This window comes from Bdellovibrio bacteriovorus (assembly GCF_041888015.1).
GTDB lineage: Bacteria > Bdellovibrionota > Bdellovibrionia > Bdellovibrionales > Bdellovibrionaceae > Bdellovibrio.
This window is the reverse complement of record NZ_CP168968.1, coordinates 2750925-2766062: the sequence shown is the minus strand read 5'-3', so window position 1 is coordinate 2766062 and position 15138 is coordinate 2750925. Positions and strand designations below refer to the sequence as shown.

At 49.2% G+C, this 15138-nt stretch carries 16 protein-coding genes; 9 read left to right on the top strand and 7 right to left on the bottom strand.

The window, feature by feature from the left end; genetic code table 11:
• Window positions 1-106: 106 nt before the first annotated feature.
• From ACES2G_RS13230 to ACES2G_RS13210, 5 genes are all read left to right on the top strand, one after another.
• Window positions 107-1144, top strand: a complete 1038-nt coding sequence (locus ACES2G_RS13230; protein WP_374000453.1) for an MBL fold metallo-hydrolase — start codon at window positions 107-109, stop codon at window positions 1142-1144.
• Between the two features lie 18 nt (window positions 1145-1162).
• Entirely contained in the window at window positions 1163-2584 is a 1422-nt protein-coding gene (aspA, locus tag ACES2G_RS13225) for an aspartate ammonia-lyase (RefSeq protein WP_374000452.1), read from the top strand.
• 102 nt (window positions 2585-2686) lie between these two features.
• A complete protein-coding gene (locus ACES2G_RS13220; protein WP_347358941.1) occupies window positions 2687-3490 on the top strand; it encodes a metallophosphoesterase in 804 nt (267 codons plus the stop codon).
• Window positions 3444-4001, top strand: a complete 558-nt coding sequence (locus ACES2G_RS13215) for a hypothetical protein (protein ID WP_347358942.1) — start codon at window positions 3444-3446, stop codon at window positions 3999-4001. Before ACES2G_RS13220 ends, ACES2G_RS13215 begins: the two co-directional genes overlap by 47 nt.
• A 38-nt stretch (window positions 4002-4039) precedes the next feature.
• Window positions 4040-4960, top strand: coding sequence for a LysR family transcriptional regulator (locus ACES2G_RS13210; RefSeq protein WP_347358943.1), 921 nt, complete (start codon window positions 4040-4042; stop codon window positions 4958-4960).
• On the opposite strand, the gene ACES2G_RS13205 is transcribed toward ACES2G_RS13210, so the two are convergent.
• On the bottom strand, window positions 4957-5928 hold the full coding sequence (locus ACES2G_RS13205) for an FUSC family protein (RefSeq protein ID WP_374000451.1): 972 nt from the start codon (window positions 5926-5928) through the stop codon (window positions 4957-4959). The two genes, ACES2G_RS13210 and ACES2G_RS13205, sit on opposite strands and share 4 nt — an antisense overlap.
• A 98-nt stretch (window positions 5929-6026) precedes the next feature.
• Between ACES2G_RS13205 and ACES2G_RS13200 the strand changes: the two genes are divergently transcribed.
• Complete coding sequence (locus tag ACES2G_RS13200; RefSeq protein ID WP_374000450.1) at window positions 6027-6659, top strand: DsbA family oxidoreductase; 633 nt, start codon at window positions 6027-6029, stop codon at window positions 6657-6659.
• Here ACES2G_RS13200 and ACES2G_RS13195 read toward each other — a convergent pair.
• The 5 genes from ACES2G_RS13195 to ACES2G_RS13175 form a co-directional block, all read right to left on the bottom strand.
• Window positions 6583-7452, bottom strand: coding sequence for a substrate-binding periplasmic protein (locus tag ACES2G_RS13195; protein WP_374000449.1), 870 nt, complete (start codon window positions 7450-7452; stop codon window positions 6583-6585). The genes ACES2G_RS13200 and ACES2G_RS13195 overlap by 77 nt on opposite strands.
• 119 nt (window positions 7453-7571) lie before the next feature.
• Complete coding sequence (locus tag ACES2G_RS13190) at window positions 7572-8057, bottom strand: hypothetical protein (RefSeq protein WP_347358947.1); 486 nt, start codon at window positions 8055-8057, stop codon at window positions 7572-7574.
• A 99-nt stretch (window positions 8058-8156) separates the two neighbouring features.
• Window positions 8157-8753 (bottom strand): DUF4360 domain-containing protein, encoded by a 597-nt coding sequence (locus tag ACES2G_RS13185; protein ID WP_347358948.1) that lies wholly within the window; start codon window positions 8751-8753, stop codon window positions 8157-8159.
• Between the two features lie 61 nt (window positions 8754-8814).
• Window positions 8815-9504, bottom strand: coding sequence for a DUF4360 domain-containing protein (locus ACES2G_RS13180; RefSeq protein ID WP_347358949.1), 690 nt, complete (start codon window positions 9502-9504; stop codon window positions 8815-8817).
• A 128-nt stretch (window positions 9505-9632) separates the two neighbouring features.
• The gene (locus ACES2G_RS13175; RefSeq protein WP_374000448.1) at window positions 9633-12266 is read right to left on the bottom strand and encodes an ATP-binding protein; all 2634 of its coding nucleotides are present in this window, start codon (window positions 12264-12266) and stop codon (window positions 9633-9635) included.
• Between the two features lie 117 nt (window positions 12267-12383).
• Between ACES2G_RS13175 and gloA the strand changes: the two genes are divergently transcribed.
• The 3 genes from gloA to ACES2G_RS13160 are packed head-to-tail and all read left to right on the top strand — an operon-like array spanning window position 12384 to window position 14295.
• Complete coding sequence (gloA, locus tag ACES2G_RS13170; RefSeq protein ID WP_347358951.1) at window positions 12384-12893, top strand: lactoylglutathione lyase; 510 nt, start codon at window positions 12384-12386, stop codon at window positions 12891-12893.
• Window positions 12893-13642, top strand: coding sequence for a monofunctional biosynthetic peptidoglycan transglycosylase (mtgA, locus tag ACES2G_RS13165; protein ID WP_347358952.1), 750 nt, complete (start codon window positions 12893-12895; stop codon window positions 13640-13642). The genes gloA and mtgA overlap by 1 nt, the downstream gene beginning before the upstream one ends.
• Window positions 13639-14295 (top strand): hypothetical protein, encoded by a 657-nt coding sequence (locus ACES2G_RS13160; protein WP_374000447.1) that lies wholly within the window; start codon window positions 13639-13641, stop codon window positions 14293-14295. Before mtgA ends, ACES2G_RS13160 begins: the two co-directional genes overlap by 4 nt.
• Here ACES2G_RS13160 and ACES2G_RS13155 read toward each other — a convergent pair.
• On the bottom strand, window positions 14292-15056 hold the full coding sequence (locus tag ACES2G_RS13155; protein WP_347358954.1) for a hypothetical protein: 765 nt from the start codon (window positions 15054-15056) through the stop codon (window positions 14292-14294). The genes ACES2G_RS13160 and ACES2G_RS13155 overlap by 4 nt on opposite strands.
• Window positions 15057-15138 lie beyond the last annotated feature (82 nt).

Sequence of the window (15138 nt, the reverse complement as noted above, 5' to 3'; positions counted from 1 at the left end):
CTGTCGTAATATCTTGAGGCGTTGCTGGCAACACATCCCCGCATGACAAACGGTGTAAATTGAAGCTTTCTTGCCTCCCAAGGCGCTCAGTGAGACTCTGCGGGGCATGAAATTGTCTAGGGTTCTTTTTATCGGTTTTTTCGTGCTGATGGGGTGTCAGAGCTTCCGCTATTATGACCCGCAAAAGCCGCATCATGGAAAGACTCAGTTTTACAACAACTATGACAATTCCCCCAAAGCCAGTTTCTGGAAATGGCAGTGGGAGCGCTGGACAAGCTCCACACCGGAAGAACCTCTTTTTGCACCTGAGATCGTTAAAACAGATCTGGGCTATCTTGTGCAAAACAACAAAGACACGACACTGACCTGGGTGGGACATTCCACGGCGCTGTTGCAGCTTCAGGGTTTGAATATTCTGATTGATCCGGTGTTTTCTGATCGTGTTTCTCCGGTCAGTTTTATGGGGCCGAAGCGTCTGGTGGGGTTGCCGCTTACGATCAAGGATCTTCCCAAAATTGACGTGGTCGTGATTTCTCACAGCCACTATGACCATCTGGATTTGCCATCATTGCGCGAACTGGGGAAAAAAAACAGCGAGGCTCTTTTTCTGGTGCCGTTGGGGGATGCAGAGCTTTTGCAGTCAGAAGGAATCCCTCATGTTCAGGAGTTGGATTGGTGGGACGAAGTGAAGGTTCAGAATGTGTCACTGATGTTTACTCCGGCGCAGCACTGGACTCAGCGTTGGTTGTTCCAGCGCAATCAAAGTCTGTGGGGTGGTTGGTCCATCAAGGCCGACGGTTTTCACTTCGTTTATACGGGTGATACCGGATATTCCAAAGACTTCACAGACATTCAAGCTCGCCGCGGTGATGCAGATCTGGCGATGATTCCTGTGGGGGCCTATGAGCCCCGCTGGTTTATGGGGCTGCAGCATGTGGACCCGGATGGTGCGGTGAAGATCCATCAGGATTTGCATTCCAAGCATTCTATCGGTGTTCACTGGGGAACCTTCCGTTTAAGTGATGAACCGATGGCTGAACCTCCTGTTGAGTTGGCCAAGGCCCGTAAGAAAGCAGGCCTAGAGGATCACGCATTTCACGTCATGAAACATGGCGAGATTCTTAAAATAGAAATCAAAAAATAGTTTTTGTTGGAGAGTTGTATGGACAAGTTCCGTGTAGAAAAAGATTTATTGGGTGAAAAGCAGGTTCCGGCTGAAGCTTACTATGGTATCCACACCGTGCGTGCGGTGGAGAACTTTCAAATTTCCGGCCAAACTGTCGGAGCCAATCAAAGCTTTGTGCGTGGTTTGGCCCTGGTGAAGAAAGCCTGTGCTCTGGCGAACGGGGAATTGGGCACTATTCCTGCCGATGTTTCCAAGTTCCTTGTTGAGGCCTGTGACGAAGTTTTGCGTGATCCGAAAAAATGGGGCCAGCAGTTTCCCTCTGACGTTTATCAAGGGGGGGCGGGGACTTCCATCAACATGAACGCCAACGAAGTGATTGCAAATATCGCTTTGGAAAAACGTGGTTTGGCCAAAGGGACGTATTCTGTGATCAATCCAAACGATCACGTCAACAAATGCCAATCGACCAATGATGCTTATCCCACAGCATTCCGTGTGGCGTTGTTCGAACACATGAATGGCACTTTGCAGGCCCTGGACTCTTTGGCAGTGGCATTTGAAAAGAAGGGGAAGGAATTCCAGAACGTTTTGAAAATGGGGCGCACCCAATTACAAGATGCTGTGCCGATGTCTCTGGGGCAGGAGTTCAATGCCTTTGCCACTCTGATGAAGGAAGACGGTCGTCTGATTCGTACTGTTCAGAAGTTTATGCTGGAAGTGAATTTGGGTGCGACAGCGATCGGCACGGGTATCAACACGCCTCCGGGGTATGCCGAGCTGGCGGTGAAGAAGCTTGCCGAAGTCACAGGTCACTCTTACGTGCAGTCAGAGGACTATATCGAAGCCACCAGTGACTGCGGGGCTTATATTATTGTTTCTGGGGCATTGAAAAGAACGGCCGTGAAGCTTTCCAAGATCTGCAATGACTTGCGCTTGCTCAGCTCGGGTCCGCGTACGGGGTTGAAAGAAATCAATCTTCCTGAAATGCAGGCGGGCTCCAGCATTATGCCAGCCAAAGTAAATCCGGTGATTCCTGAAGTTGTGAATCAAGTGAGCTTTAAAATCATGGGTAATGATTTGGCAATTACCTTGGCGGCCGAAGCAGGACAGTTGCAGTTGAATGTGATGGAGCCTGTGATTTCCTCCAGTTTGTTTGAATCTTTGGATCTGCTGAAGAATGCGTGTGAAACTCTGGAACACAAATGTGTTCACGGCATCACCGCCAATGTTGAACGCTGTCGTGACTATGTGATGAACAGTATCGGCATTGTGACTTACCTTGATCCTATCATTGGACACGATGAAGGTGATCGTATCGGCAAGATCTGCGCGCAGACAGGCCGCAGTGTTGCCGAAGTTGCGCTAGAACGTGGCGTGGTCACACAAGCACAACTGGACGAGATTTTCTCTTTGGAAAATCTTCTGAACCCGAAGTATGTAGGTAAGATCCAGAAGTAAATTTTAGTGGATCGTTCTATATACGGAACGATCCTTTCTGAATTCACCGGCTAATCAAATCCATTCGGTGGGAGTAGTCTAAGACCTGAAAGTAGGTTGAAGATGAAACCCCTTGTGATACTCCTCACCTTGGTGATCTTCGCAGGATGCGCAGAATTCAAGAACTCACCTTTCACGGACGAACTTAAGACAAACACTCGCAATTGGAACGCTCAGAGTGTTGAAAAGATTCGGGCCCTGAATCTTAATGATACATTCAAGATCGCCACGATTTCCGATACTCACTCCAATTACAATGACCTGCGTGCGGTCATCCAGGAAATAAACTCCCGCAGCGATATCGATTTTGTGATTCATCTGGGGGACTTTACGGATCGTGGGTACAACTTCGAATACGACATCTTTGTTGATATCATGAAAGAGCTGAACAAACCTTCGGTGGTTGTGATCGGCAATCACGACAGTATAGGTAAAGGCCCGCAGCTGTATCGCCGTGTTTTTGGAAATCCTGACTTTGCTTTTGATTTCAATGGCACCAAGGTCATCGTTACCAACAACAATCGGCTGGATTTTATCAGTTCCTGGTCGGCCGATTGGATGTTCCATGAAGTGTCCCGCAGTCGGGATTTTGACCGGGTTATCGTGGCTCATCACGTGGATCCGGATTCCACCAATTACTTCACCACAACGCAAGTGATGCAGTTTGATAAGTTGTATTCAGACAGCAAAGTGAATCTGGTTTTAAACGGGCATCAGCATGCGTTCTGGTTGCGGGCGATGACGGACTATCTGTCCTTGCAGGTGCCGCGCATAGAAAATCGTCAATATAACATCTTGGATTTTGAGAAAGGGGAACTCCATGTTTGGTACTGTCAAAAAGGAAATTGTCAGACTGTGGCTCCTTAGTCTTCTGGTTTTGAGCCCCCTGTCCGTACAGGCGGTTGAATGGCAGATGTCTTTGCAGCATGCAGGTTTTATGGGTGAAACTTCGGTGGCCGCAGGTTTTGAAAACCAAGCCCGTTGGTTCGGGATGGATATTGGCATGGGTTTTAGTTCGGACAGCGATGGAAAGTCAGTCCGGCAGATCAACTTGAAAACCCGTATTCAGCCTTTTATTTGGGGCTTGGGTAAATACGGAGAATTGATTTTGCCATACGTGGGGGTGCAGGCGATGTACACGGACGACACGGCCTTCTTTGTGAAAAGTGGCAACGAGTTCCCAGAGGATGAGTACTACGATTTTACGGCCATTCGTTTTGGCATTCCACTGGGCATGTCGTGGAGAAACGAGACCTGGGCTGTTTATGCTGAATACGTGCTGCTGGATACAGATTTGATTGCCCAGTACAATACGGAATCCGCACTGAAATATCAGGACATCACTTCGGCTTCCGTAGGTTTACGTTATTACTTTTGATCCTGTTTGCTCTTGCGCTTTTTTGGGGGAGGTTCATTATGGGTGCCATGAACCTTCATCATCTTGATATCAATGAAGTGTATTATTTTATTCGCATCATGCAGGCGGGAAGCATTTCGTCGGCGTCGCGCTTGTTGAATATTCCCAAGTCAAAACTCAGTCGCAAGTTGAGCAGTCTTGAAAAAAAGATGGCCGTGAATCTGGTTAAAAGAAAAACCCGGCAGTTGGAATTGACCTCCGAAGGTCAGAAGCTTTTTGATCGTACCGAATCACACTTTGATTTCATCGTCACGGAACTGGATAATCTGGTGTCACCGCATTCGATGTTAAGCGGAGAGTTCCGTATCGCCGCGCCCGTGGCGATGGCTTCGGACAGTTTCGTCGCCATGATTGGCGAATTCCGTCGTCGCAATCCTGCTTTGCGCGTGCATTTGGATTTGTTGCCGAAAGGCCCGAACTTGGCCCAAGACGATTATGATGTGGCATTTGCCGGTGGTACGGATATGCCGCCACAGGTGGTGGCGGTGAAGTTGATGGAAATTGATATTCAGCTTTATGCCAGTGCCCAGTTTGCTCAAGAACGTGGACTGCCTCAAGAACTGGATGAACTGCCACGCTTTGCCTGTGTATCCATGCATGAAGTTTCTGAACTTTTGCCGCTGACTTCCTATAGCAGTGGAGAGGTTCGTAAAGTTCCCATTCATCCGGTGATGTTATCCAATCAACCTCAAGTGGTGCGGGGGGCGGTTTTGCAAGGACAGGGGATTGGTTTTTTGCCGGCGATGTTCTTTAAGAAAGAACTGGATTCCGGGCAGGTGCTGCGTGTTTTGCCCGAGTGGCATTATCCCGGCGTGGGGCTGTACCTGACTTATCTGAAACAAAAGGTGCGCAATCCCAAAGTGAAGGCCTTTGTGAATTTCATCAAGGCCGATTTTAAAAACTATGAAGGGATTTGTTAACGAGGCCGTCGTCGCCAGATATCCTGCGGGTTGACCAGAGTAATAGCCACTAGTGACAGCAGGCAGCCTATGCCCGTGGCAGTCAGGCGCACCATGGGAGTGTGCAAGTCACCTCGTTGCAGGTTCGGCATATCCAGAATGATCAGAAGCATGACCACCAGCACGGCGGATCCCAGCCAATAGCTGCGCACAATAGACCAAGGCCCCCAAAAACTGATCAATCCCAGAATAACGATGGCGACCCAAGGGGAATGCACACTGTAAATGATGATGTCCGCGATCAGGACTCCCAGTAAAGTTCCCACGAAGCGTTGAATGCTGCGATAGACGCTTTGTTTCAGCTCGGGGCGCATAATAATCAGAACGGTGCCCACGGCCCAATAGCCATGATCAATTTTGAAATAGTCCACGATCACAAGACTCAGAACGATGGCGCTGGCATATCCCGTGGCATACAGATGATGGGATCGTTCCGTGGTCAGTGATTGTTTGAAAGAGGCGCGCAAGCGGGCAAAGGGATTGGGGTTGTGGCGGCGTAAGAAGACCAACAGGGTTAAGGAAACAATCACACAAAGATAGCCCAGCAATGTGTAAGAAAGCACCGGGACCATGTAGTGCTCCAGTCCCTGAATATAAGCTCCAGCTAAAACCTGAAAGATCGCAAAAAGCAACGCCCGCTCCAGCTCGGCCCCTTTTCCGCCCCCCATCAATCCCAGCCAGTAAACCAGAGCAAACAGCAAGGGTATCAGGAGCCAGCGCTCACCATGAGTCAGTATTCCTAAGGTCAGTCCTCCCAACATCATCATGCAGGTCAGGGTGATCGTCCACAGTCGATGTCCCAGTGTGCCTAAGTGATCATTGAGAACCAAAAGAAAACCCATCAATGAGCCAAAAATGGCTGCTCCCATTTGGTGAGCCAGCAGTCCAATAATCAGAGGAAGGGTCGTCGCAATAGCGCACACAAACATGCGGGGCCATGGTGAAGGGACTGGGTTTATTTTGAGAAGTTCATCGATATGATGGCGTATACTCATGATGTCCATTATACTACTTGGCAGGAGCCATTATGAAAAAGAAAATTGAACTGGAAGTTGTCGTCGATATCGTCTGCCCGTGGTGTTATGTCGGAAAAACAACACTTCTAAAAGCGATGGACACTTTAAAAGATCAAATCGACTTTGATGTGAGAATCCTTCCTTTTCAATTGGATCCGGATGTTCCGACGGAAGGTGTTTCTCGCGCTCAGTATCTGACAAAGAAGTTCGGTGATGGTGAGCGTTTTGCTGAAGCCGAACGTCGCGTGGTTCAGGCTGCAAAAAATGCTGGTGCAGAAATGCATTTTGAAAAAAATCAAATGCAGATCAACACAATGGATTGTCATCGTCTGATCTGGTTGGCTGGGCAGGATGGCAAGCAGTTGGCCGTGACCAACGAACTTTACCAAGCCTATTACCAGGAGGGTCTGGATTTATCTAAAAAATCCAACCTAGCCGGTGTGATGGCACGCACAGGTTATGATTCCCAGGACATTCTCTCTTTTCTGGAAAGCAGTCAGGGGACTCGTGAGGTGGAAGCTTTGATCGGAGAAGTTTACAGCTATGGAATTTCCGGTGTTCCGTTCTTTATTTTAAATCGGGAGGTCGGAATATCAGGAGCTCAGCCACTTGAGGTCTTTTTACAGGCATTTCAAGAAGTCTAAAGCTTCCGCGAGACGGAGGCGTCAAGCGATGCAACTCTTTGGGCGCTGTCAGGTGAGGAAACCATTTTTTATAGAGTCTCTCAAAATCTCCGGTGTGTTTGATCTCGGCCAGAGCTGATTGCCAGTTGCTGATCACCAGGGGCTCGGTCTCTCGGGAAAAGGCATAGTACAAAGAACTCGATTTTAAAGAAGCCACTTTGATAGAGTCTTGCGGCAGATAGCCCGCACGACGAAACAGTTCTGCAATGGCCAGATCATCGTCACACAGTACATCCACGCGTCCACTCATCAGCATACGTACAGCATTTTCCGGAGAGTTCACCGGAACAACTTTCTTAAATCCTTGCTGTTTCAGCAGTGATTGAAAGGCGGTGCCCCGATAGGTGGCGACGGTCAGGCTTTTTTTGATGTTGGCAAGGTCAGGTACATTCTTTAAGGCCCTGCCGTTTGCGGGCATATACAAAGCGATTTCACCATAGGCAATCGGGCCGATCAGGGTGAAGTTTTTCTCTCTCTCGGGGGTGCGGATCATGGCGAACAGCAGTACATTCGATTGTGTCAGGGCTGTGTTGTAAGCGCGCGGCCATGGCAGGACTTCAATTTCACCATGCATGGCCAGATTTTTCTGAATCAGTCGGGTCAGTTCGACCGCCATACCTTGGGCGGTGCCGTCTTTTTCAAAGCTCATAGGTGGCCATTGCTCGGTCACGATTCTCAGAGAAGATTCGTGAGAGGAGCCCGGCTGCGACAGAAGCAGCAGAAAGAAAAGAAAAAGATATCTTAGCTGCGACATGCCCTGATTTTAACACAAACTTAACGTGTAATCAGGCACTGGAGGGCGGAGTTGTTGAATATCAAATCCCCTCGAATTGCCAGCGGGGCCGGGTTTTCGAGGGAAAAGTGAGTCTCGGATTAATTGCGTTTTTTACGAGCCTGATGGCGGTGTTCTTCCTGCCAGTTGCGTCTTTCAACTTGGCCCTGATCTTTGGAAACACTCACTTCTGGAAGCAATTGCAAGTGCCCTTTCAATTGAGAATGCAAAGGCAGCAAGCTGACCCCGGACATTAAAAGTTGGCGGAATTGTTTTCCAAATTCAGTTTGGTGAGGTGGCTCTTCAAATAGCAGGCGTTCAATTTCGGCGCGGGCCACAGCGGCATGTTGATCGGTGATGAATTCAAGTTCGGTCAGGGTGTCGATGTCGGCCATCAACGAGGTGAATTCGCGCAACCACACATAGCGTTCTGCGCCCATCAAAGCCTGGAACCATTCTGTCGGGGTTGTTTCGTAACCATTTTCGCGATCGAACTCTGCTTTGAGTGCAGTAAGAGCTTCTTTTTGCAGGCCCCAGAGGGCGTGACGAACTCGCAGAGTATTGGCGTGATGATGTGAATGAGTCATGGGGTTGGGCTCCTGTTGGACTTAAAAGACCGATGCTAGCTCATTTTTGGAGTCTTGACATCTACTTTTAAGAAACAGGAGCCCTTGGGGTTTTAGAGCTTAGCGGCAGCGTCTCCACTGAAGGTGATAGATCAGACCAGAGCTGATATCAGCACTGTCGACCGTCGCCAGAGTTTGTTCGCCACGAGCATTTGACTTGGCCATCATGGAGGTGTTGACGCGAAGGTTTACGTCAGCTCCGCACGGCGTCCAGACCATAGTGCTGGCAATGAGGCCGTCAGAGATTGTGTAGCTGTCATTCACTGGGCCCATGAATGTGCGGCTGATGCGAGGTCCACGTGCACCTGCCCAGAAGTATTCAGCATCAAAGCGGGACATGCCTCCACGCGGTACAAAGTTGAATCCGCGGTAGTCGACTTGAATTACCGCCACACTGTAACCACTTGGTACAGACACTGGCACAGAGATGTTACAGGACTTACGATCCATGGCACGGCCACTTCCGGCTTCAGCCACATAGTTGTCAAACAGGATACTTAAAGACGAAGCATCAGGGCTTACAGTGACACTGGCGCTTCCAGCAGGACAGCCTGTACCACCGTAGGCAGGTTGACCCAAACGAATTTGCTGAGCTTGAGCTGTGATGCCCACTGCTGACATAAGACCGACGATCGCAAGTAATAATGTACCTTTCATAAATCCCCCTTGGATTATGTGTGTTTTTGTTCTTCTTAAAAGTTTGGTTTTTATTTTTTAGTTATGGAAAACGCGGTGGTCTTCCTGGTGCCGGATTCGGGCGTCCTGGGCCTGGATCGCGACCCGGTGGTGTCACAGAGCCGCCGCCGGAAGGACGGCATTGTTTCCATGCCAACTGGTAGCGCTGTGACTGCACCTGACCGTCAATACTGTCGAGCGTGATTTGCGCCGTCAGCAATGATGACAGATTCAGATTGCGGGCCATCAGGTAAGTTGTGATGTACAGGGACTGAATGGAGTTAGCATTGCAGGCCGCCCAAGGTGCAACACGAGGATCGACCTGATGACGGATGTAATAGGTGTCATTATAAGGGCCGCGGAATTCTTGCGCGCGGAAGTTGTAGGTGCCACCATTTTCGTAGCCGGGTCTTTCATTGCGCGGTTTGCTGCCATCAAATGAATAAAGAGCCTGGTGTGTGACCTGCGTTCCGACTTCGGCATAAGCAAAGCCGCGATAGTCTGCGGATGTGACTGCAAAGGTCCATCCTGCTGGAACCTGGAAATTCACCCGCAGTTCGCAGTTCAGACGTGCAATTGGTTTTTGCATGGAAGATTCGGCAATAAAATTGTCCAGAAGCAAAGAGAATGTCTGGGCGTCCGGAGAAATGGTGGCATTGTAGCTGCCAACAGGACAGCCTGTGCCCACGGCTTGAATACTATGAATACGAATGCCCGGTGGTATTTGTGCCATCGCAGGAGCTGAAGCTAAAAGAGTAAGACCTAATATAGAAGTGATTCCCCGCCACATATCTGTTTCCCCCCAGAAACTGGTGACAACCGTCACCTGGGAAACAGATATAGCAAGGGTTGGGCCATCCCTTATGGTGGCATGTTGGCTCTGAGATCAGCAATGTTGCGCAGCAAGTCGGCCTTGCGGAGTGGCTTCACCAGATGCAAATTGCAACCAACTTCCAGACTGCGATCAATTTCGTTTTTCAAAGCATAGGCGGTGAGGGCCCAAATTGTCGCCGGTATTTTGTGATACTCTTTTTCCCACTGTCTTATCTTTTGAGTGGCAGTGAATCCATCCATCACAGGCATCTGCATATCCATAAGTATCAAATCATAGTCTTTATGTTGGGCCATCTCCAAAGCTTGTTGACCGTTGCTGGCTTCATCAATGCTATGAGGTGAATTTTTTAGATAAGCCCGGATCAGGATGCGGTTGTCTTCGGTGTCATCGACAATCAGGATCGACAGGGTTTTACCTTCGCTGGAAAAGGCTTCTTGCATGGCAGCGGTGGAGCGGTCTTTTTCGGCGCTTCGGGCAGTTTCCAAATCCTGCACCCAGGGCAGGTCCAAGGTGAACGAAAAAATGCTGCCTCGATGCAGCTCGCTTTCAATGGTGATTTCACCATTCATCATATGAACCAGGCGTTTGGAAATAGAAAGTCCCAGCCCGGTGCCACCAAATTTTCGGGTGATAGTTGAGTCCGCTTGGGTAAAAGGCTGGAACAGGTGTGGGATTTTTTCCTGAGGGATACCGATGCCGGTATCTTTGACTTGGAACAGAAGATTGCCGTTCAGATGGGACAGGTTGTTGCGCGAAACCCGGACTTCAATGGCCCCTTGCATGGTGAACTTAAGAGAGTTGCCGATCAGATTCGCCAGAATCTGGCGAATACGGGTGGGGTCACCCAGATAGATATGCTGGGTGTCCTGACTCAGAACCAGCGATAGCTCCAGATTCTTTTCTTTTGCTTTTAAAGCGAACATTTCGCAGACATCACGGACCACTTCGTGCAGATTGACGTGAGTCTTTTCCAAAGTTATCAGGCCGGATTCGATTTTTGAGATATCCAGAATGTCATTGATAATATTTAATAGATTTTGCCCGGCCTTCTTGGAGATGTCCACATAGTGGGCCTGATCCTCATTTAAAGGGGACTCCTCCAGCAAATCAGACATACCGATGATTACGTTCAGTGGTGTGCGGATTTCATGGCTCATATTGGCCAGAAATTCGGACTTGGTTTCTGAAGCTTTTTTTAGCTGCAGATTCAGATCCAGCAGGTGCTGGGTTTTTTCATCGACGATTTCCTCCACCGTGATGATGCGATTGGCGATGGTCAACAGCAGAGCGCAGAGCAAAAACACAAACACCAAAGAGGCCAGCAGGAAAAGATTGGAACTGGATGTCGGGGCCACGGGCTGGGAAGGGTCCTGTTCAAGGGTGATTTCCCACATGCGATCACCCACTTCAATGTGACTGCTCCACCGGAAGTCTTTCATGAAGGGATTGTCTTCAAATGGCAGTCGTTCTGACTGCAGCACAACTGTGGCCGGATTGCTTGTCACATCTTTGATTGTGATGCGATAGCTGGGATCATTCAGAACGCCCGTCAGATCTTTGAGGATGCTATCCAGTCGCAGGACTTCTAGCAGAATCCCTTGGGGATGTCCCAGAGCCAGAAATATAAAGATACCAGAGCTGGAATCGCTGATTTGTAAAGGATTTGAGGCGATGATTCGTTTTGTACTTAAGGCTTTTTTTAAGAGTTCCTGGTGTGCAGGATGGGTGCTGAAGTTCAGATTTTTGATATGGGCATTGTTTGCCTGTGGTTCGATGAATTCAACTTCAAAGACATCCGGCTTTTTAGCGCGCACGGGAACCCAGGCCAGAGCTTGCACTTCCGGATGGCGCGAGTGCAAAGTCCCTGCAAATTTCTTAAACTCAGCGGCAGTGACTTCCGAGGAGCTTTCATAGAAGCTTTGCAAAGAGCTCAACATATCCAGATTGGATTTTAAATCCTTTTCCAGAACATTGTAGGTGAACTCTGATTTTTTTGTAAACTCGGCCAGCCATTTGCCTTGTTCTGACTTATTCAGATAGTGCGCAACTGAAAGGATCAAGACGAAGGAAATACATATCGGCAGCAACACTTTGGTCACTGACTTCAGCCAGTACTTGCGTGACTGCGTGGAAAACATCAGGGCCAGTGGGGCAAAGATCAGGCCGCCAGTGGCATCCCCGACAAACCAATGCAGCCAGTTCAGGAAAAGGCTTTTGGGGACGACGACATCAGCCAGATAAAGGGTGCTGACCCCCAGGGTGGCACTGATAAAAGATGAAACAGGGCCTGCCACCAGTAAAAACAGCAGGACTTCCCGTTCCGGATAAAAGCGTTTTGGGAACTGCAGCCAGTGACGGATAAGCAGGGCGCCCGTGACAATTCCCAGTGTGCTTCCAGTGGCAACCCCCATCGGGACCAAGAAACCTGTCAGGGACTCCGGGTTGCGAATATTAATCAGAAATGCGCCGAGAAAGACCCCGGGCCAGCGATTGATTCCAAAAAGCAACAGGGCCGCGAGGCTCAGACCTAATGGCGGCCAAATAAGGGAGGCGTACCCCGGAGGAAGCGCTAATAGCAGGCCGGCTTTTCCGGTTATAAAGTACAGAAAGGCAATAAGCAGTGACTGAACAAGCCAGGTGCGCAGCAGCGGTCTAAACATAGAGCAAGTTTATCGAGCTTCAGGCGGGGAAACAATACATCTCTCGACGGAAGGATAAATGCGTTTTTGTACTGTAGTCAAAATTGTGCTATGAATAGACCTCGTTAGGAGATCTTTATGCAGACTATTCCCGGGCTTTGTCAGAATCCTGACAAAGAAACTCAAGCTTATACATTCAACCATACCATGTTAAGAATCAAAGATCCTAAAGCGTCTTTGGATTTTTATACCCGCGTGTTGGGGATGACGTTGGTTCGTAAGCTGGATTTTGCGGAATGGAAATTTTCTTTATTCTTCCTGGCCTATGTTCCAGAGGGAACGCAGGTCCCAGAAGATAATGAAGCCAATGCCAAATATGCTTTTGGACGTGAGGCTGTGTTGGAATTGACTCACAACTGGGGCACGGAAGAGGCCGCAACCACCCCTTACCACAATGGCAACACCGAACCTCGTGGCTTCGGACATATCTGTATCTCAGTTCCAAATATTCAAGAGGCTTGTGCGCGCTTTGAATCCCTCGGTGTGAGCTTCCAAAAACGCCTGGGTGAGGGCGGTATGAAAAACATCGCCTTCATCAAAGATCCGGATCAATACTGGATTGAGGTGGTTCAACCGGGTCTTCTTTAATGCGCAAGTGGTGGCCGATTCTTAGAAAGTGGATGTTAAAAGCGGTGCTGCTCTTTTTTGTGAGCAGTCTGGGCTTTGTCTTGCTTTACCGCTTTGTTCCCGTTCCGGTGACTCCTTTGATGGTCATTCGTTCCGTCAGTTCTTTGTGGGGAGATGAGCTGGTCGGCATCCACAAGGACTGGGTGCCTTTGGAAGAAATCTCTCCTTCCGTACAGAAAGCAGTTTTAAAAGCTGAAGATTATCGCTTCTTTGAACACAGTGGATTTGATTTTGATGCCATTGAAAAGGCTATCAAGTACAACAAGACCCACAAAAGAAAAAAAGGGGCCAGCACCATTTCCCAGCAGACAGCAAAGAATGTTTTTCTGTGGCCACAGCGGGATTGGATTCGTAAGGGTCTTGAGGCTTACTTTACAGTTCTGATTGAAACCACCTGGCCTAAAGAGCGCATTATGGAGGTCTATCTGAATGTGATAGAACTGGGGCCTGGTGTGTACGGTGTGGAAGCGGCCTCGCAAAAGTACTTCAAACGCAGTGCTAAAAATTTGAATTCCTACCAGGCGTCTTTGATTGCGGCGGTTTTGCCGAACCCGCGTCGTTTCCGCATTGATCGTCCGTCGAATTATGTTGTTGGCCGTCAACGACGTATTTTAAATCGTGTGGCACCTGCCATTCCCAAGACAGCCGAGGCGTCTTTGCTGGACTTCCTGGATTTGAAGTTTGACTCTGACGACGAGGAAACTCCGTGAGCTCGCAAAAGAAAAAATCCAGGATGATTGCCGCTATCAACGAACGTGGATGTTTGTTGGTGTATCCTTTGGAAAATCGCAAAGAGCCGGCCAGTCTTTGGACAGAGCTTTATCCGCGTACGAAAATGCGCTGGGAGTGGGATCAGGAAGGCGACAACCGCGTGGCGGAAATGTGGGTGATGCGCGAAGAACTGTCGCGCAGTGAAGAGGTTATTTACGCCAAATGGTTCCGTAACCGGGCGACGTTCTTTTCCAAAGAGGTCTTTGTTCATTTGCTGGCTTGGCTGGGAAGCTCTCAAGGACAGGTGGATCTGCCTCGTAGCAGTCAGGAGGCTTTGGACAGCTTCCTGCTGGATTCCCCGCAAAGCACCAAGATCATCAAAGAAAATCTGGGCTGGCAGGGAAAAATGATGGAAAGCCATTACAATCGTGCGATGAAGCCCCTGTGGAATTATCTGTTCTTAGTGGGCTATGGGGAAGTGCAGGATTCCAGCTTTCCGTCCCTGAATATGGCGGCCACGCAAAACCTGTTTGAAGATCTGTGGTTGGAGTCTCAAGGGATCACGGCCACCGCGGCGGAAGAGTTCCTGCGCAAAAAACTGGGTCCCGACAATTTATTTTTCAAATACGCGCAAAAGCTGGTGAAGGCTTAAGGCGCATACCAGCAGCGGGGGCGTTCTTGCTCCAGCAGACCTGCAATCATCGTATCTAAGCGGCATTGAGCGCTGGGATAGAAGGTTTCTTGCAGTTCCACTGTGTCCACAACAGTCAGATCCGGAGTGTGATAGTCGGTCTCGCCACCGCCGTTGGTAAGATGGCGGAAGAAAATGCGCTCGACTTCCAACGCTTGGAATCCACGGAAGCAATTGTACAGGTCCTCTGCAGATACAAACTTCTGACGACAGAGATTCTCGGTGTAGGCATTCGGAGCCTGCACCGGTTGGAATTCCGGGATGTATTTAAGCACTCGCTTGATGCAGGAACGAGCCGCAAAATAATCGGACTGGCCTTCGGTGGAAGCCCGAGTGTTGTCGGTTTTTCTTTTGTAGGGCGCACCACCAATACCGTGACCCAACTCATGACAAAGTGTCATGACCACTCCATCCGGAGTCATCCCCGGCATACGGGCATAGCCACCAAACAAAAACAGAAAATGTTCCGTGAAGCCATTTGCATCGGTGTAAGCGCTGTAGGAAGCATGACGCTCGTTCAAATCCCACCAGAAGTTCGGCATCTGTGGGCTGGGGGGACGATTGATATTCAGGTGGGCCTTTTGTTGGGCCAGCTCTGCGGAAAACTCCGCTTGAAAGGCCTGACTGATGTTTTGAAACTGTTCAGGACTGATTTGCGCCTGAGCTTGTAGAGCGGTGCCAAAAACCAAAAAAGTCAGGAATTTCCAGAGTGTTATTTTCATGTCCTCTTTTTAACAGAAAGGGGCGTGAAGGCCCAGTGGGGTGGCGTTTTTTACAAGAGCTGTCTAATGTTTTTCTTCAGTG